At 33.9% G+C, this 17,377-nt stretch carries 18 protein-coding genes; 6 read left to right on the top strand and 12 right to left on the bottom strand.

The features are described 5' to 3' along the window. Window positions 1-777: pentapeptide repeat-containing protein (locus tag VB776_RS08815; protein ID WP_323328131.1), on the bottom strand; the 777-nt coding region annotated here is incomplete at its 3' end. A 275-nt stretch (window positions 778-1,052) separates the two neighbouring features. On the opposite strand from VB776_RS08815, the gene VB776_RS08820 reads away from it, so the two are divergent. The 4 genes from VB776_RS08820 to gpmI all read left to right on the top strand — a co-directional run bounded on the left by VB776_RS08820 (window position 1,053) and on the right by gpmI (window position 4,330). Next, entirely contained in the window at window positions 1,053-1,361 is a 309-nt protein-coding gene (locus VB776_RS08820; protein ID WP_323328133.1) for an FtsB family cell division protein, read from the top strand. A gap of 132 nt (window positions 1,362-1,493) precedes the next feature. After that, on the top strand, window positions 1,494-1,991 hold the full coding sequence (locus VB776_RS08825) for a low molecular weight protein-tyrosine-phosphatase (protein ID WP_323328135.1): 498 nt from the start codon (window positions 1,494-1,496) through the stop codon (window positions 1,989-1,991). Next, window positions 1,992-2,594, top strand: coding sequence for a DUF1684 domain-containing protein (locus VB776_RS08830; protein WP_323328137.1), 603 nt, complete (start codon window positions 1,992-1,994; stop codon window positions 2,592-2,594). It begins immediately after the preceding gene. A 215-nt stretch (window positions 2,595-2,809) separates the two neighbouring features. After that, entirely contained in the window at window positions 2,810-4,330 is a 1,521-nt protein-coding gene (gene gpmI / locus VB776_RS08835) for a 2,3-bisphosphoglycerate-independent phosphoglycerate mutase (protein WP_323328139.1), read from the top strand. Between the two features lie 108 nt (window positions 4,331-4,438). On the opposite strand, the gene VB776_RS08840 is transcribed toward gpmI, so the two are convergent. The 3 genes from VB776_RS08840 to VB776_RS08850 form a co-directional block, all read right to left on the bottom strand. Continuing rightward, window positions 4,439-5,137, bottom strand: a complete 699-nt coding sequence (locus tag VB776_RS08840) for a LysM peptidoglycan-binding domain-containing protein (protein ID WP_323328141.1) — start codon at window positions 5,135-5,137, stop codon at window positions 4,439-4,441. A 78-nt stretch (window positions 5,138-5,215) separates the two neighbouring features. Continuing rightward, window positions 5,216-5,701 (bottom strand): 5-(carboxyamino)imidazole ribonucleotide mutase, encoded by a 486-nt coding sequence (purE, locus tag VB776_RS08845; RefSeq protein ID WP_323328143.1) that lies wholly within the window; start codon window positions 5,699-5,701, stop codon window positions 5,216-5,218. A 141-nt stretch (window positions 5,702-5,842) separates the two neighbouring features. Then, on the bottom strand, window positions 5,843-6,976 hold the full coding sequence (locus VB776_RS08850) for a 5-(carboxyamino)imidazole ribonucleotide synthase (protein WP_323328145.1): 1,134 nt from the start codon (window positions 6,974-6,976) through the stop codon (window positions 5,843-5,845). 246 nt (window positions 6,977-7,222) lie between these two features. Between VB776_RS08850 and VB776_RS08855 the strand changes: the two genes are divergently transcribed. Beyond that, window positions 7,223-7,789 (top strand): DUF6580 family putative transport protein, encoded by a 567-nt coding sequence (locus tag VB776_RS08855; RefSeq protein ID WP_323328147.1) that lies wholly within the window; start codon window positions 7,223-7,225, stop codon window positions 7,787-7,789. Between the two features lie 578 nt (window positions 7,790-8,367). Here the strand turns inward: VB776_RS08855 and VB776_RS08860 are convergent. The 3 genes from VB776_RS08860 to VB776_RS08870 all read right to left on the bottom strand — a co-directional run bounded on the left by VB776_RS08860 (window position 8,368) and on the right by VB776_RS08870 (window position 11,237). Beyond that, window positions 8,368-9,603 carry a 3-phosphoshikimate 1-carboxyvinyltransferase gene (locus VB776_RS08860; protein ID WP_323328149.1) on the bottom strand — a complete coding sequence of 412 codons (1,236 nt, stop codon included), beginning with the start codon at window positions 9,601-9,603 and terminating at the stop codon, window positions 8,368-8,370. A 616-nt stretch (window positions 9,604-10,219) separates the two neighbouring features. Next, window positions 10,220-10,681, bottom strand: coding sequence for a hypothetical protein (locus VB776_RS08865; protein WP_323328151.1), 462 nt, complete (start codon window positions 10,679-10,681; stop codon window positions 10,220-10,222). Window position 10,682: 1 nt separating this feature from the next. Then, entirely contained in the window at window positions 10,683-11,237 is a 555-nt protein-coding gene (locus VB776_RS08870) for a YqgE/AlgH family protein (protein ID WP_323256976.1), read from the bottom strand. Between the two features lie 141 nt (window positions 11,238-11,378). Between VB776_RS08870 and folK the strand changes: the two genes are divergently transcribed. Then, window positions 11,379-11,888 (top strand): 2-amino-4-hydroxy-6-hydroxymethyldihydropteridine diphosphokinase, encoded by a 510-nt coding sequence (folK, locus tag VB776_RS08875; RefSeq protein WP_323328153.1) that lies wholly within the window; start codon window positions 11,379-11,381, stop codon window positions 11,886-11,888. On the opposite strand, the gene VB776_RS08880 is transcribed toward folK, so the two are convergent. The 5 genes from VB776_RS08880 to bshA form a co-directional block, all read right to left on the bottom strand. Further along, on the bottom strand, window positions 11,867-13,240 hold the full coding sequence (locus tag VB776_RS08880; protein ID WP_323256972.1) for a HAMP domain-containing sensor histidine kinase: 1,374 nt from the start codon (window positions 13,238-13,240) through the stop codon (window positions 11,867-11,869). The two genes, folK and VB776_RS08880, sit on opposite strands and share 22 nt — an antisense overlap. 33 nt (window positions 13,241-13,273) lie before the next feature. After that, window positions 13,274-13,957 carry a response regulator transcription factor gene (locus VB776_RS08885; protein ID WP_323328155.1) on the bottom strand — a complete coding sequence of 228 codons (684 nt, stop codon included), beginning with the start codon at window positions 13,955-13,957 and terminating at the stop codon, window positions 13,274-13,276. 93 nt (window positions 13,958-14,050) lie between these two features. Next, window positions 14,051-14,701, bottom strand: a complete 651-nt coding sequence (locus VB776_RS08890; RefSeq protein WP_323328157.1) for a sterol desaturase family protein — start codon at window positions 14,699-14,701, stop codon at window positions 14,051-14,053. 181 nt (window positions 14,702-14,882) lie between these two features. Beyond that, window positions 14,883-16,175, bottom strand: coding sequence for an NAD(P)/FAD-dependent oxidoreductase (locus VB776_RS08895; protein ID WP_323328159.1), 1,293 nt, complete (start codon window positions 16,173-16,175; stop codon window positions 14,883-14,885). Window positions 16,176-16,182: 7 nt separating this feature from the next. Further along, window positions 16,183-17,352 (bottom strand): N-acetyl-alpha-D-glucosaminyl L-malate synthase BshA, encoded by a 1,170-nt coding sequence (bshA, locus tag VB776_RS08900; RefSeq protein ID WP_323328161.1) that lies wholly within the window; start codon window positions 17,350-17,352, stop codon window positions 16,183-16,185. Between the last annotated feature and the right edge of the window lie 25 nt (window positions 17,353-17,377).

Consider the following 17,377-nt stretch of genomic DNA (forward strand, 5'->3'; position numbering starts at 1 on the left):
CCCAACAATTTTATAATTTCGTCTTTGATGATTTGTTTCATCCTTAAAGGCTGGTTTGATGCGTGGTAGCTCAAAGTTCAGCCTTTTTGTTTTCAGAAACAAAATCTTCGGGTAGAGTAATATACAGCTATAAGAAATAATCAAATTTTTGACTTTATGTCCATAACCCCAAATGAAAATTTCTATTTTCAACATTATGAATTTTAATAATGCTAAAATTCTATCAAATGTTTGATAATGACTTTTATAGTATTCGGTCTCACCTAAAATTACAGATTTTAAGTCTCCAATTTCTGATTCAATTTCAATATCTAAAAAATGGTCAGCCTCACTTTGCATTCCTATATTTTGAAAATTAATTTTTAAATTAGTTGCTAATTTCTTTTTTAAATTTGATTCATTAGGTAATGCTGCACTTATCTCACGTACAGGTAAAATACAGTTTTGAAATCTACAATGCTGAAAGTTGCAGTTAATAAATTTTATATTATCAAAATTACAGTTTATAGATTGAGAACCAGTGAAGTCTATGTTTTCAAATATAACACCTCTTGCATAAAAGTTTTCATAAGTGCAATGTTTAAAATCACAGTGTGAAAATTTTAAGTTCAAAAAACTAATATTATAGAAAGTTGCAAAATGTAAGTATTTTTGAGTTATTATTTTTGTTGAGTGATTTTTAGAATTTATGTCACTTTGTTGAATAAATAATAAATCATATTTTCTATCATTTTCGGTATCTGGTACAAATAAGGAATCTATCTTTTCTATTTTCATAACATATAAATACTAAATTTTCTCATTTTTTCATTTAAAGTTTGATATTAGACGTAGCGTTTATCAAAAATAACTATTTAATATTGCATATTTTTGTCCCTATTAAATCTTTATACACTACGAAAATGATTAACAACATTTTTGCTACTCAAAATCAAACCAATTAATTTAAAATCATTAAATTTCATCATATATCAGAGTATATCATGTTTGTCAGTGCTATAAAAACATTGCTAGCAACTGAAAGAGAAACTATTTATATAACTTATTAAACTATGAAAAGATTACTCTTAGTAAAATATCGTTTTTATACCCTAACACTATCAGTATTGGTTGTGTGGATGTTTTTTTTTGATGATAATAATGTGTTTACTCAGATTAAAATGTATCGTGAATTAAGCCGATTGGAAGATGAAACTGCTTATTATGCTGAGAAATTAAAAGAAGTAGAAAAAGAAAAAGTAGAAGTAATGGGAAGCCCGAGTTTGATTGAAAAATTTGCTCGTGAAAAGTACTTGATGAAAAAGCCCAATGAAGAGATTTTTGTGATTGTCGATGAAGACAATCTACCAATAGAGAAGTAAATCTTTTCAAAATAAATGCAAATGAGCCTGTAATACTAAGCTGTTTTACAGGTTTTTTTGTGAAATTTGTATTCCAGCTTTATTTTACACAATTCTTAGTTTGGATTAAACATTGAATTGTTATCGTTAAAAATGATGTTAAAAATCTTATTTGTTTGTACTGGTAATATTTGTCGTTCGCCTATTGCGGAGGAAACTTTTAGAAGAGCCGTAAAAGCCCGTGGTTTACAGCGTGTTGTTCAGTGTGACTCTGCTGCTACTCATGCTTATCATATCGGAGATTTACCCGACCCTCGTACTCGTAAAAATGCAGAGTCGCATGGTTTGAAACTTACTCATCACTGTAGAAAACTTTCTGGAGAAGATTTTTCTGTTTTTGACTATATCGTTGCGATGGACAACTATAATATCGAAAATATCCAAACCATTAGTGCTAGGTCTATCGGGATAAAACAACCCGAAGAGAATTGTTTTTTATACAGAAGATTCGACTCAACAACTCCTAATAAAGTAATGGAAGTGCCAGACCCTTATTATGGAAATTCTGATAATTTTGAAGAAGTTTACCAGATTGTGAATCGTTGTGCAGATACTTTTTTAGATTTTTTAATTGATAAACATCATTTGTAGATGAAAGGATTAATCTTAATATTACTGATATTAATTTCAAGTGAGATTTTAGCACAATCTTATCAAGAAAGTATCGTAAAACATCGAGAGCATTATAAAAATGAGTTTTTGGAAAGTGGAAATAGTCCATTGAAAAAGGCAGATTTAGCTTTTCTTCGTTTTTATGAACCTGATGAAAACTTCAAAGTAAACTGCACTTTCAAAAAATCTGATAACGTTAGTCCATTTAAGATGATGACTTCTTCTGGAAAAAAGAAAGAATATTATAAATATGGAATACTCTCTTTTCAGTTGCAAGGACAAACTGTTGAATTGAATGTTTATAGAAGTATAGATTTGATGTCGATAGCCAAGTACAAAAATTACTTATTCATTCCATTCAAAGATGTCACAAATGGCAAAGATACTTATGGTGGAGGACGATATTTAGAACTTGAAACTACCGATATTCAAAATGATAGCGTAATTTTAGACTTCAATAAAGCATACAATCCTTACTGTGCTTTCAGTAATGGATATTCTTGCCCGATTCCTCCTAAAGAAAATCACTTAACGGTGTCTATTGAAGCAGGAGAGAAGAATTTTGGTAAAGAACATAAGTAAGAGTTATGAATGATGAGTTAGGTCTGTAAGAAGGATTTAACAAGTCTAAACCTTCGTACAAATAAAATGATGAGTTATGAATTTAAAATATTGATAAATAGCATTTTAATGCTCAGAAACCTCTTATTTTCAGAAGTTCATTAAAAAATTAAAGCTTAAAGCTTATAGCTTAAAGCCAATTGCTAAATACTAATAAAACAAATCAAGCAATACACGTGGACAAAAAAGTAATTTTAATCATCCTTGACGGTTGGGGAATAGCTCAGAAGGGTTATGAAGACCGTTCGGCAATCATTGCAGCCAGAACACCATTTTATGATTCTATTTTGGCGAATAATCCAAACAGTACTTTAGTTACTTTCGGCCCAGAAGTGGGTTTGCCAGAAGGTCAGTTTGGTAATTCAGAGGTTGGTCACATGAATTTAGGGGCTGGTCGTACTGTAAAACAAAGTTTGGTTCGCTTAAATGATGCAATTGAACAAGATACTCTTCGTCATGAACCAGTTTTAGTGAAAGCGATTAAGTATGCTAAAAATAATAACAAGCCTTTCCATTTGATGGGTTTAGTGTCAGACGGTGGTGTACACGCACATATCAATCACGTAAAAGCATTGTGTAATGTATTAAAAGATAATGGTTTAGATAAAGTGTATATCCATGCTTTTACAGATGGACGTGATACTGACCCTAAATCAGGAAAAGGATATATTGAAGATTTATCTTCTTTCTTAGTTACTTCCGTGGGTAAAATTGCAAGTGTAACGGGTCGTTATTTTGCAATGGACAGAGATAATCGTTGGGAACGTATTCAAAAAGCTTACGACGTAATGGTTAAAGGAATCGGAACTGAAACAGAAGATGTTTTGGCTTCAATTGCTGCTTCTTATGAAGCTGGAGTAACTGACGAATTCATCGAACCGCTTTTAGTAACAGAAAACGGAAAACCAGTTGCTACTATCGAAGAAGGTGATGTTGTATTATGTTTCAATTATCGTACAGACCGTCCGCAGGAAATCACTAAGGCTTTAACGCAACAAGATTTCCCTGAAAATGGTATGAAGAAATTGGATATTCAGTATTATACTTTAACGAATTATAATAAGTCTTTTGTTGGAGTAAATGTAATTTTTGATGACAGTAATTTACCAGCGACTTTAGGTGAAGTATTATCTGAAGCTGGTAAAAAACAAATCAGAATTGCAGAAACAGAGAAATACCCACACGTTACTTTCTTCTTCTCTGGCGGTCGTAATGAAGAGTTTGAAGGTGAAAGTCGTATTTTATGTAATTCTCCGAAAGTGGCTACTTACGATTTACAACCAGAAATGTCTGTATATGAAGTACGTGATAGCTTAGTACCAGCATTGACAGAAGAAAAAGCTGATTTCGTTTGTTTGAATTTTGCTAACCCTGATATGGTTGGTCATACTGGAGATTTTCAAGCAGTAATTGATGCTTGTGAAGCAGTAGATCAATCATTAGAAGCTGTTGTTAATGCTGGTGTTGAACATGGTTATTCTGTAATCGTATTAGCTGACCACGGAAATGCTGATTATATGATTAACGACGACGGTTCGCCAAATACACAACATAGCTTAAATCTTGTACCTTGTATTTTGATTGACAAAGATAAAAAGGCAATCAAAAATGGTAAATTAGGTGACATCGCTCCAACTATTTTGGATTTGATGGGAGTTGAAAAACCTGCTATCATGACGGGAGTAAGCTTAGTATAGCATTCAATTACGAGTATTATCTCGTGTAAAAATAAAAAGGTCAGGTTTTTTAAAACCTGACCTTTTTCTATACTCTTTTTAAAATATCACTCCTTAAAATAAAATATTTTAAGGTAATGGAATAATCAATTTCTCGCCTCTTTCAGTTATATCTTTTGTCTTTTTATTAGCATCCATGATTGCTTGCTTGCTAACGCCATATTTCTGAGCAACTACTCTTAGAATATCACCTGGTCCCACGGTATGAATCGCTTTTACTTTCACATTCAGTTTAGTAATACCAACTTTAATACCTTCAGGTTTTACATCAGGATTAAGCGTTTGTAAAGCAGCTTTACTGATATGATAACGATTAGCAATGCCATAAAAAGTTTCTCCAGCTTGTACTGTATGTACAAAGGTTGTTCCCTTTAAAGGTACTTCCGCAGTTTTCTTTTCAGTTTTGGCTACTTCTTCAACCTTTTTGGTTTCTTCTTTTTTCTTCTCTGCTACTTTTTCTTCTTGAGCTTTTTTGTCTTGCTTTTCTTCTTCATCAACTGTTGTTGATGCTTTTTTATTTTCTTTCTCTGCACCTTCTTCTGGCATTTCCGTAGTTGGGGCAGTTACAAGGTCAGCATCTTCTTGTCCTTTCATCGCATCAGATTTTGGCGGAGTACTTAGAACAACTTCTGTTTTGGTGGTATCATCACTCATCGACTGCCAACCAACATAAAGCAAAGCAATTACCAATGCCACTAATACCAAAAGGGTAATCATGGGAATGTTTGAATTTTCTTCTGCTGGGCGAGGATTACGATAGTCTTCCATATTTCGTAAGGATTGGTGAGGTTTGTTTAGAAAGAAAACAGTTTTCGATTATTAAAATTATAAAAATCTCAAAAACTATTATTTATTTCCTTTCAATTCTGTAACCATTTCTGCAACTTTTTCGCTAAGTTCTGCTTTATAGTTTTGCAATTTAGTAGCAATTTCCTGATTTTCAATACCCAACATTTGAATTGCCAATATTCCCGCATTTTTAGCACCATTCAATGCTACAGTAGCTACTGGAACACCAGAAGGCATTTGTAAGATTGAAAGTACTGAATCCCAACCATCAATTGAGTTTGAAGATTTTACAGGTACTCCAATTACTGGAAGTGTTGTGATAGAAGCAACCATACCCGGTAAATGTGCTGCGCCGCCTGCACCAGCAATGATTACTTTGATTCCTTTTTCTCTGGCTGTATTGGCATAATCAACCATTTTCAAAGGTGTTCTATGTGCCGACACGATGTCTATTTCATACGCTACGCCAAATTGTTTACAAACGTCGGCAGCTTCTTGCATGACTTTGATGTCTGAAATACTGCCCATGATGATTCCTACCATTATCTACTTACTAATTAAATTGCGTTAAATGAATACAAATTTAGGGCTAAAAATCGAAAAAGCCTCTATTTCAAATGGAGTAGAGGCTTTTTCGGGTATTCTTTTATATTACTTATTCTTACTGAAATAAAATCATGAAGCCTAAGCAATTACCTTTAGCTTTTCTTTCACAATATTTACTTTCTCTTTTAATGATTCTAAGTTTTCATCAACTACAGTAACGTGTCCCATTTTTCGGAAAGGTTTCGTGATTTTCTTGCCGTATAAAAATGGATAAACACCTGCTATTGCCAAAGCTTCGTTCATGCCCACATACTTTGCTTCACCAGTGTAACCGTCTTCACCCAAAAGATTCACCATAGCTGCTTTTGAATGTGCTGTAGTATCACCCAATGGTAAGCCTAAAACCGCTCTAAGATGTTGTTCAAACTGTGAAGTATGATTTGCTCTGATGGTATGATGTCCGCTGTTGTGTGTGCGTGGAGCAACTTCATTGATAAGTATCTTACCATCTTTCGTCAAAAACATTTCTACGGCTAAAAGCCCAACGATACCAAGTTTCTCAGCTGTTTCAATCGCAATTTGTTTGGCTTCTTCATGAATTGTTGAGTTTACATCAGCTGGTGCAAATAAATATTCAACTAAATTATATACAGGATGAAACACACATTCTACCGTCGGGAAGGTTTTTATTTCGCCATGCTCATTTCTAGCAACGATTACGGCAATTTCTTTATCGAAATCAATTGCTTTTTCTAATAAACTTGGTTCAGTAAAAGCTAAAGGCAAATCAATTTCAGAACTTAGCTTTTGTACGCCTCTGCCATCATAACCGCCTTTTCCTAATTTGTTGAAAGCAGGTAAGAAATCAAGATGTTTACTGATGTCTTCTACAGAATCGGTCAAGATAAAATCAGAAGTAGGCAGATTGTTATCTAAGTAAAACTGTTTTTGAACACGTTTATCTTGAATGATTTCTAATACTTCTGGTTGAGGAAATACTTTTTTCCCTTCTGAACGAAGTTTCTTTAAAGCTTCTAAATTAACGTTTTCAATTTCGATGGTAATTACTTCACAATCTTGTCCGAATTGATAAACAGTATCATAATCAAGAAAAGAACCCACTACAAATTCTGGTGCAATCTTAGCACAAGGAGCATCTGGGTCTGGGTCAAGTGCTTTTACATGAATATCTAAATCAATAGCAGCTTGGAGTAACATTCTTCCTAATTGTCCGCCACCTAATAAACCTAATTTGAAATTTTTAGAAAACATTTTTTATCGGGGTAAATGATTGGAGCTATAAGATTCTTTGACTTTAGGGTTTTGTTATTGTAAGGCATTAAGATTAATTCAAAATGCTTCTATATTTAGCCCTAGATTTCAATGTTGGTAAAAAGTATTTACTCCTTAAAGACTCTTCTATTTTAAATTTTTATCAAAATTACGTTGAAATCTGTAAACCTTAGTAAATTTGTATATCCTAAATAAATTAGAATAGAAATTTAGGAGAAAATATTCATGAAAAATTCAATAAACCTTCGTTTTGGTGTTTTAGTTGCTATCATTTTGGTTGCTACTGCCTTTCGTTTTTTAGCGGTGATTGCACCAACTTTATCCAACTTTTCGCCAGTAGGAACAATCGCATTGTTCGGAGGGGCTTATTTTACCAAGAAACAGTGGGCTTTTATTATACCAATGGCTGCTTTGTGGTTATCTAATTTGGTGTTGAACAATGTTTTTTACACACAATGGTATCCTACTTTTTCATTTGGTTTTGACTCAGGCACTTTCTTTTGTTTTGCTTTGGTAGTAGCGATAGGCATCCTTACGCTAAAGAAAGTAACAGTTACAAGCCTACTTACCGCTAATTTATTAGGCACAGTTGTATTCTTTGTAGTGTCTAACTTTTTAGTTTGGACTGGCGGTAAAATGTATCCACAAACTTTTGAAGGTTTAATGTCATGTTATACAATGGCTTTACCTTTCTTGAAAAATACATTGACGAGTAATTTAGTTTTCTCAGCCATCATGTTTGGTGCTTTTGAATATGCAAAATCAACTTCTAAGGTTTTACAATTGCAATAAGAGATTTAAGAAATCAATCATATTTGAAATAGTGTAGGCAAAACCTACACTATTTTTTTTGTGTCTATTGCTGGAATTTATGCTAATTGGCTAATATTTAACTCCGTAAATATTGATATACCACCAATAAATGCTTTTTCATTATTGATAAAACCCTGTTCTTCTATGGGTAGAAAGTATATTTTTCATCCTTGAAAAATTATTTTGTAGGGTAGAAAAAAACATTTTCACCCTTGAAAAACTATTTTGTAAGGTAGAAAAAAACATTTTCACCCTTGAAAAACTATTTTGTAAGGTAGAAAAAAATATTTTCACCCTTGAAAAATTATTTTGTAGGGTAGAAAAAAACATTTTCACCCTTGAAAAACTATTTTGTAAGGTAGAAAAAAATATTTTCACCCTTGAAAAACTTCTTCATTCGTCAGAAGCGATTCCTCAATCGCTCATTACAAATAGTGGATAGGCATTTTAAAAAGTGGTATAGGCATAAAAAAATAACAGATGACTTGAATCAAATTCATGTCATCTGTTAAAATATTATTCACAAGCCATTGTTGGTTTATCAACAGAATGGCTGATTATGCTTCAATGTCAACAATCTTGGCAATATGTTTCCAGAAAGAAGGATATGATTTTACCACTACATCTGGTTCTTCAATCGTAATGTCTGAAACCAAGGCTAAAGGAGCAAAAGCCATAGCCATACGGTGGTCATCATAAGTATGAATAGCCGTATCTGCTTTAATGGCTTCTCCGCTTGCAGTTAACAAATATTTATGATTTTTTTCTGTTTCGACTAAACTTCCACCAATTTTTGCTAGTTCAGTTTGTAAAGCATAGATACGGTCGGTTTCTTTTACTTTTAAAGATTCCACGCCTGTTAATGTAAGTGGAATGTTTTTAGCCGCCGCCACAACGCAAACTGTTTGAGCTAAGTCAGGACAATTGGTAAAATCCCAAGCTAAAGAAGCTTCCGCAGGAATTTTAGTCAATTTAAAACCACGACCAGTATATTCAGATTTCACGCCTAAGTGACTCATGATGTCAGTAATCACAGAGTCGCCTTGTAATGAATTTTCTTTTAAGCCTAATAGTTCTAATTCAGCATCTTCAAACTCAGAAAGTGCAACCATCGAAAACCAATAACTCGCCCCAGACCAATCTGATTCAATAGCATAAGGAATTACTTCATATTGCTGTGCAGGCACAGTAATCGTCATGTTTCCCCAATCAGGAGTAACCGTAATACCAAAACTTTTCATTTGTTGAATCGTCATTTCGATATATGGCTTAGAGCCTAAATCACCAGTAATGGTTAAAATAAGTCCTTCTGGCAATAAAGGGGCAATCATCAAAATAGCAGAAATGTATTGCGAAGAAACATCGCCTCTGATAGATAAATTGTTATTTCCAGAGAAATTAAAACCATTCAATTGCAAAGGCGGATAACCTTCTTTATTGATATAGTCGATATCAGCACCCAAAGAACGAAGGGCATCTACCAAAATTCCAATCGGACGCTCGCACATTCTAGGAGTACCCGTCATCGTCTTTTGCTGACCTGTTACCGAGAAATAAGCAGTCAAGAAACGCATAGTAGTTCCAGCATCAATCACATCAGCGATGGCATCATCAGAAGCCAACAAACGCATCATTGTTTGCGTATCACGAGCTTCGGCAAGGTTCGATAAATTATCTTTTCCCTTAGCCAAGGCATTGATAATCAAAGCACGATTAGATTCTGATTTAGAAGAAGGCAATGGTATTTCCGTTTGGAAAGATTTCTGTACTTTGGGAAGGAATAGCTTTTTCAATGTGTGATTTCGGATTTATTTTCGGGAAAAAACACTCCCGATATACTTCTCTGATTCGTTTTTGGGATTTAAAGAATACAAAGATAAGGGAAAAGCTTGAAAATAGACTTAATAACAGGGCTTTACAGCTTACAAAAAGGAGGAATAAAATGAGGAGATGGTTTTAGAAGAGTTTTTCAAAAGAAAGATGAAACAATAAATTGTTGTTGTCTTACAATTTTAAATCTTTACCTAATTCAATTTTTCGTGTAGAGGAATAGGAATTTGTTTTATCGTGGCAAATACTTGTTTCTCATTGATATTTATTCAAATAATACTTGTAGTGGTAACCTTTACGGTTACCGTTTCTGGTTACTTTCGAACGGTAACCGCAAATTTTCAGGAACTTGACACTGTTTATCTTTTGGAGTATGATAAGTTACCGTTTCTGGTTACTTTCGAACGGTAACCGCAAGGGTTACCGCTACAGGTTTTTATAATGGTTAAATGCTAATCTTTACGGTTACCGTTTTCTTATTACTATTACTGTCGAATGGTAACCGAAAGGGTTCTACACCCTAGAAAAATTAGTTTAAACCTGATAATTTTTGAGAACTTATTTAAAGTTTAACAATCTTTACAAAAGCTCATCATTTTCAACAATACTTTCTCTAAATCGTTCCTGATACATTTCAAGCAACTGTTCCAGTTGCCATGCAGTAATATCCAATTGTTGAATAGGAATTTCTTGAATTCTTCCATTATTGGTAAAAACCAAGGTTTCTGAATAATTATTTCCCTTCACTTCTGGGCGAATCTGTAAACCATGTACAAATGCCCAAGAAACAAAAGGTTGTCCAACCACTTGTATGCCATCTTGGCTAATAATGAGTTTAGCCTTCACCTTGATTTTTTCTAAATAATGATAAATCAAAAAAATGCTAGTGAGTAAACAGAAAGTACTTGATAAGTATTCTGTTCTAATCAAGAAATAGATAACATATAAAAACGTCCCTAAACCGCCCAAGAGTAATAAATGTTGGTCGGAGGGACGAGTATTAATGATTGAAATATGAGGAATATTATTGTTGTCAGCCATTTTAATTCAAACTTGGGTCGCTTGGATAATTAGCTAAAACTTTGAACGAGCCACCCATTTCTTTGAGAATTGTTCTCCAGAAATTTTCTGGGGGCGTATCAAAAATAACATCCGAAGTAGTACTTGAAACTATCCAAGAATCTTTTTTGAGTTCATTATCAAGTTGGTCTTCTTCCCAACCCGAATATCCAATAAAGCAACGAATATCTTTGGGCGATAAAACACCATTATTGAGGAGGCTCTTTACTTGTTGGAAATTTCCACCCCAAGTAACACCATCCATCAAGGTGATTCCCCCGTCGATAATATCAGGACGGCGATGCACATAGTGCAAAGTATTATGCTGAACGGGACCACCAACATAAAGTGGTACGTCAGGATAAATATTTTCTTCCAATACATCATCAAGATTTAGATTGGAAGTTTGGTTCAGAATCAGTCCGAAAGAGCCTTGGTTTGTCTCGTGTTCACAAATAAGTACAACACTTCGATTGAAATTTGGGTCCTTAAGAAAAGGTTCTGAAATGAGTATAGAGCCTTTTGTGATGTTTTTCATGGTAGGTATTTAAAGGATTATTGGTGAATTAAGCGATATTTATAAATCTTTGCAAGAATATACACTACGAAAAGCGAATCGGTCAGTAATAATATAGATTATATGCTATGGAGCTTTTAAAGAAGTTTAACTAAAAATACAATGCAAAAGCTAAATCTCCAAACGACTTACTTACTTTTAGGGTCAAATTTGGGAAACAGAGCCGAAATTCTGGAAAATGCCATCCAATTAATAGCCATTAAGATTGGATTGATTACCAAACGGTCAAAATTCTATGAAACTACACCTTGGGGTGTGGAAAACCAACCTAATTATTTAAACTTAGCCCTTGCCGTTGAAACAACACTAAGTTCAAAAGAATTGTTGCTACAAGCACAAATGATTGAGGAAATGTTAGGTAGAGTTCGCATCGAAAAATGGGGTGCAAGATTAATTGATATTGATATTATTTTTCATGGAAATCAAATTATTGATGAACCTTCGCTAACACTCCCACATACTTTGATGCAAGAAAGAAACTTTGTACTAGTGCCATTAGAAGAAATTGCAGCAGATTTTGTACATCCAATACTTCACAAAAGTGTTAAAGCATTATATAATGCTTGTCCAGATGTAGGTGAAGTAAAACCTTATTTTATCCCAACAGAATAGGGAAGGAGTAAAGTGAAAAAAGTAGAATTATCAGAACAATGTGCATTGATACTTCCTCCATGAAGTTTCACAATACGATTTACTAAAGATAAGCCCACACCATAACCTTTGATACTCGCCGTATTTTGGCTTCTGTAGAAAGGCTCGAAAACCAAAGCTATTTCTTTTTGTGCCATTGCCCCTTTGTTTTCAAACTGTACTTCTATTTGTTTTTCCAAGAAACGAATGCTTACTTTCACCGTATGGTTTTCAGAGAATTTACAGCCATTTTCCATTAAGTTGACAAAAGCTGTTTTCAATAATTGTGCATTGCCTTGAATCACCAATTCTGAATCTTCATCAATTTCACTGGTAAAGTTTACTTGTACTTGATAATCTTTTTCGGCTTGCAAAAGTAAGTCGCCAGCTTCCCAAATAATTTCATCAAGGCGTACTTCATCGTACATTAAACTATGATTCAAATCACTTACTTTGGCTAATTCTAACAAAGTATTTGAAAGCTGACCAAGTTCACGAATATCCTGTCTGACAGACTGCAAAGTTGCCAAGTATTGTTCTTCACTTCTGCTTTTTAATAAAGTAACATCTATTTGAGAACCGATTTTCATCAAAGGGTTTTTCATTTCATGCGAAACATTCGAAACAAATAGATTTTGCAAACGAAATACTTCACCGATTCTTTCTAAAAGCTCGTTGAAAGTAGCAGTAAGTTGTCCAATTTCATCTTTAGGATTCTGAATGGTAAGCCGTTGATTAACGTTTTGGGGATAAATGGTTTTTACTTGTTTGATTACTTCAGAAATAGGCGACAAAGCACGAACAGAAAAATACCAACCTGTTACCGCCACAACAGCAATCACAATAAAAAACAAACCAAACATGGTGTTTTGAAGATTTTTTAAATCTCGTTCACCTGATAAATCTACTGCACCAGCAATGGTTACAACACGATTGAAACGGTCACGATAAAGGATTCCGACAATTTTGAAATCTCCTTGTGTAAACCTTGAAACTCGTTCTTTTCTAACTTGGTTAAGCATTTCCGAAGAAATCTTAAACCCACTCGTATCATTACTTGAATATACTTTTAGGTTTTCGTAATCGTAAATAATGAGATTTTCACGATAAAGAACATCCTTGTTAGTTTGGTTGATTTTCTTGAGTAGTTTATAATTTACTTCGTTGATAGTAACCAATAATTTGGCAGATGTAGAAGCTTTTTGCGTAAGGCGATTATAAAATTCTTCTTTGACGTAATTATAACGCAAACCATAAATAACAATAAAAATTGTCAAAACAATTACTGACACTAAAAGTGTAAATTGTAAAGTAAGTTTTGCCCGAATTTGCATGATTTATAGAATCGTTTTTTGATTTTACCTGAATTACTCCTCAACCTTTAAAACGTAGCCAACGCCATATTGGGTATGAATCAATTTAGTATCATAATTTTTATCGACTTTCTTACGAAGCATCGTCATGAACACTTCGATGACATTAGTACCCATTTCAAAACGACTATCCCATACTTTTTCAGCAATATCAGCTTTTGAAATTACTTTTCCCTGATTGCGTAAAAGATATTCTAAAAGAGCGAATTCACGAGCAGTTAAATCAATCTTATTGCCTCCTCTGGTTACTAGATGTGCATCCAGATTCATTTCAAGATTACTGTAACTCAGAATATTACTATTGTTTGGAAGAGGGATTTGGGTTCTTTTACTCAATACTTTAATACGAGCCAACAATTCCAAGAAATCAAAAGGTTTTACCAAGTAATCATCTGCACCAGCATCAAAACCCATCAGTTTTTCTTGGATACTTCCCATAGCAGTAAGCATCAAAATTGGTGTAGTAACACCTTCTTCACGCAATTGTTTGCAAAGTTCAAGTCCATTGATACCCGGCATGATGATGTCGGTAACAATGATTTGATATTGATTTTTTCGAGCAAGATGTTTACCAATGACGCCGTCATAAGCAATATCAACTTCAAAACCATTTTCCTCTAATCCTTGTCGAAGCGATTGAAGTGTTTTGGGTTCGTCTTCTATCAGTAATATTTTCATGAGATTTGGCTAATGAATTTAGGTTCAAAGATAAAATAAAAAACTCCGCAAGATACTTTTATTCTTGCGGAGTCATTACTAAATGAGTATTTCTTATAGATTCTCGGAAACTTTAGATTTGTCCATCGTTGCCATTGTTCCAAATATATAATCCCAAAGCGGAGAAGAAACACCGAAAACAGCATTTCCATCTTTATAATGATGCACAGCGTGGTTAATCCACAATTGCTTCATAAAATTCTTTGGTGGTGCATAAGCATGAACAGAATAATGTACTAATAAGTAAGCCGCATAACCCCAAATAAAACCAGGGAAAAAAGCATAGGCAGCTTCGCCCATCAATACAAAAAAGATTGAAAACAAAGTAACAGCCACAATTACAGCAACAATCGGAGGCATTGCTAAACGAGTTTTATCTTTTGGATATTCGTGATGCACACCGTGAGCGATGTATTGGAATTTTGCTCTTGCTTCAGTGGTTGGCTCAATGTGATACACACTTCTATGAACCCAATATTCAATAAAAGTAAATGTAATTGCACCAACTATAAATAGCACACCAATTGCCCAGTTGTCTAATTCGGTATGAGTAAAAGCATAATATCCAAGCACAAAACCTGCAATGAAAAACATACTAACAGGAATGGCAATGTGTGTGTGTGATAGTTTCTCTAAAATTGGATTATCGAATAATTGTTTAGAGCCACTATTTTTAGGTCTTATTTTTGAGTTTTTCGCTTCCATAATACTATTTCAGATAAGTAGGAGAGTTAGCGTATAAATTGTACTAATTTTATATAAAGAGCTTAATACCTATCAATTTGTTGAATTATAACGACAAAGATACTGAAGATTTATTTACAATAAAATACCGTTTGTCATGTTATTTAATGATAATTTGTTTATGTGATTAATAGTCAGTTCGCTAAGTTTGATTGTTTTTAGGAGATTTAGCTTTGATGATTAACCTTAATGACTGGTCGTAAGTAATATAATTCCACAACCAGTTGATAAATATTAACACTTTGTTTTTTACTCCGACAATAGCAATGAGGTGAACAAACATCCAAGTAAGCCAAGCAAAAAATCCTTGAAAATGCCAAAATGGTAAATCTACTACAGCTTTGTTTCTACCAATAGTTGCCATAGACCCCAAATCTTTATAGCAGAAATCTTCAACAGGGTTTCCTTTTAGCATATTTTTTAAATTACTAGCCAATAAATTTCCTTGTTGAATAGCGGGTTGTGCTACTTGTGGGTGACCATTCGGAAATTTATCTTCCGTCATATAAGCCACATCGCCTACCGCAAAAATATTTTCGTATCCTTCTACAAGATTTTGTCTGTTCACTTTTAAGCGTCCGCCACGAATCATGATTTCTGGTTTTATACCTTCAATCACATTAGCTTTCACACCAGCAGCCCAAACTAAATTGTTAGTTCTGATAGTTGTGCCATTATTAAAATAAACGTGCTTCCCATCAAAATCTGTTACTCTGGTATTTAGATGAACTATTACACCTAATTGCTCTAAATATTCTTTAGATTTAATTTGTGCATTGAGCGACATTGGCCCTAATAATTCTCCGCCAGATTCAATGATATGAACCTGCATTAAATCAAAATCTAGTTCTGGATAATCTTTAGGCAACACCATTCTTTTCATTTCTGCCAAAGTACCTGATACTTCTACGCCAGTTGGCCCGCCACCAACTACCACTACATTCATTAAACCAATTTTATCTTCTTCTTGGTCGGCAAGTAAGGCTTTTTCAAAATTCTCTAATAAACGATTTCTAAGTCCAAGTGCTTCACTCACCGATTTCATCGGAAGGGCATTGTCTTCAATATTTTTATTACCAAAAAAATTGGTATCAGCTCCAATTGCAATTACCAGATAATCGAAAGAGAGTTCACCAATATTAGTTTCAATAAGATTTTGTTCAGGAATAATTTTTGTGACAGTCGCCACCCTTACATACACATTTTCATAGTGATGAAAAGCCAAACGAAGTGGGAAAGAAATCGCCGAAGGTTCTAGTCCTGCGGTGGCTACTTGGTAGAATAATGGTTGAAATTGATGATAATTGTTTTTATCAATCAAAACAACTTCAAAATCAGCACTTCCTGCTAATTCTTGAGCAAGTTTCAACCCTCCAAAACCCGCACCAATAATGACAACTCTTTTACGATTACTTACTTTTATGTTTAGGGGCATATTATTATTAATTTAAACTATCGACTGCACAAGGTTGTGGTGGAAATTTCCAACTTTTAGCAGTTACTTCTTCATAATAACGTTCGTAAAGGGGTAAAATATTGGCGATGTCAAACTCTTTGGCTCTTTCATGTGCATTGTGTTTGAAACGAGCCAATACTTCATCATCTTCCAAAATTGAAATTGCATTTTTTGCCATATCGTCGGTATCGCCAATTTTAGAAACAAAACCTGTTACGCCATGCACATTTACTTCTGGTAATCCACCAGCGTCAGACGAAATAATTGGTACTTCACAAGCCATTGCTTCTAAAGCTGCCAAGCCGAAACTTTCTTTTTCGGAAGTAAGTAAAAATAAATCTGCTAAAGAAAGTACTTCTTCTATCACATCAAGTTTACCTAAAAATCTTACATCTTGCTGAACGCCCAATTCTCTACAAAGCATTTCTATGGAAGTACGTTCTGGGCCGTCGCCGACTAAGAGTAATTTTGAAGGAATTTTTTGATTTACTTTATGAAAAACGTGAACAACGTCTTCGATTCTTTTTACTTTTCTAAAGTTAGAAGTGTGCATCAATAGTTTTTCGCCATTGGGGCAAATCGCTATTTTGAAATGATCTTTACGAAGTTTTTTGAAACGTTCTAAATCAATAAAATTTGGAATTACTTCTATTTTACTTACAATTTCAAATTCATCATAAGTATCGTTTTTCAGACTTTCAGAAACTGCCGTAACACCGTCAGATTCATTAATTGAGAAAGTAACGACTGGTTCAAAAGATGGGTCTTTGCCTACTAAAGTAATGTCTGTTCCATGCAGCGTAGTGATAAATGGAATATGAATACCTTTAGATTTCAGGATTTGCTTTGCTAAATAAGCCGCAGAAGCATGAGGAATGGCATAATGAACGTGTAATAAATCAAGCCTTTCGTTGATAACTACATCAACAATTTTACTTGCCAAAGCCGACTCGTAAGGTAAGTATTGGAAAAGTGGATAGCTAGAAACACTTACTTCATGATAATAGATATTTTCGTTAAAAAAGTCTAACCTTGAAGGTTGTGAATAGGTGATAAAATGTACTTCATGACCTGCTTTAGCAAGTGCCTTACCTAATTCTGTGGCTACAACACCACTACCTCCGTAAGTAGGATAACAAACAATTCCGATTTTCATTAATCTAATATTGAAGCGGTTCGCC

Source organism: Arcicella gelida (assembly GCF_034931025.1).
Lineage (GTDB): Bacteria > Bacteroidota > Bacteroidia > Cytophagales > Spirosomataceae > Arcicella > Arcicella gelida.

Coding starts and splice junctions, on each gene's coding strand:
- VB776_RS08855 (WP_323328147.1), top strand. CDS start 7,223: ATGAAAAATTCAATAAACCTTCGTTTTGGTGTTTTAGTTGCTATCATT.
- VB776_RS08825 (WP_323328135.1), top strand. CDS start 1,494: ATGATGTTAAAAATCTTATTTGTTTGTACTGGTAATATTTGTCGTTCG.
- VB776_RS08890 (WP_323328157.1), bottom strand. CDS start 14,701: ATGGAAGCGAAAAACTCAAAAATAAGACCTAAAAATAGTGGCTCTAAA.
- VB776_RS08880 (WP_323256972.1), bottom strand. CDS start 13,240: ATGCAAATTCGGGCAAAACTTACTTTACAATTTACACTTTTAGTGTCA.
- VB776_RS08865 (WP_323328151.1), bottom strand. CDS start 10,681: ATGGCTGACAACAATAATATTCCTCATATTTCAATCATTAATACTCGT.
- VB776_RS08820 (WP_323328133.1), top strand. CDS start 1,053: ATGAAAAGATTACTCTTAGTAAAATATCGTTTTTATACCCTAACACTA.
- VB776_RS08850 (WP_323328145.1), bottom strand. CDS start 6,976: ATGTTTTCTAAAAATTTCAAATTAGGTTTATTAGGTGGCGGACAATTA.
- folK (WP_323328153.1), top strand. CDS start 11,379: ATGCAAAAGCTAAATCTCCAAACGACTTACTTACTTTTAGGGTCAAAT.
- VB776_RS08840 (WP_323328141.1), bottom strand. CDS start 5,137: ATGGAAGACTATCGTAATCCTCGCCCAGCAGAAGAAAATTCAAACATT.
- VB776_RS08870 (WP_323256976.1), bottom strand. CDS start 11,237: ATGAAAAACATCACAAAAGGCTCTATACTCATTTCAGAACCTTTTCTT.
- bshA (WP_323328161.1), bottom strand. CDS start 17,352: ATGAAAATCGGAATTGTTTGTTATCCTACTTACGGAGGTAGTGGTGTT.
- purE (WP_323328143.1), bottom strand. CDS start 5,701: ATGGTAGGAATCATCATGGGCAGTATTTCAGACATCAAAGTCATGCAA.
- VB776_RS08895 (WP_323328159.1), bottom strand. CDS start 16,175: ATGCCCCTAAACATAAAAGTAAGTAATCGTAAAAGAGTTGTCATTATT.
- VB776_RS08830 (WP_323328137.1), top strand. CDS start 1,992: ATGAAAGGATTAATCTTAATATTACTGATATTAATTTCAAGTGAGATT.
- VB776_RS08885 (WP_323328155.1), bottom strand. CDS start 13,957: ATGAAAATATTACTGATAGAAGACGAACCCAAAACACTTCAATCGCTT.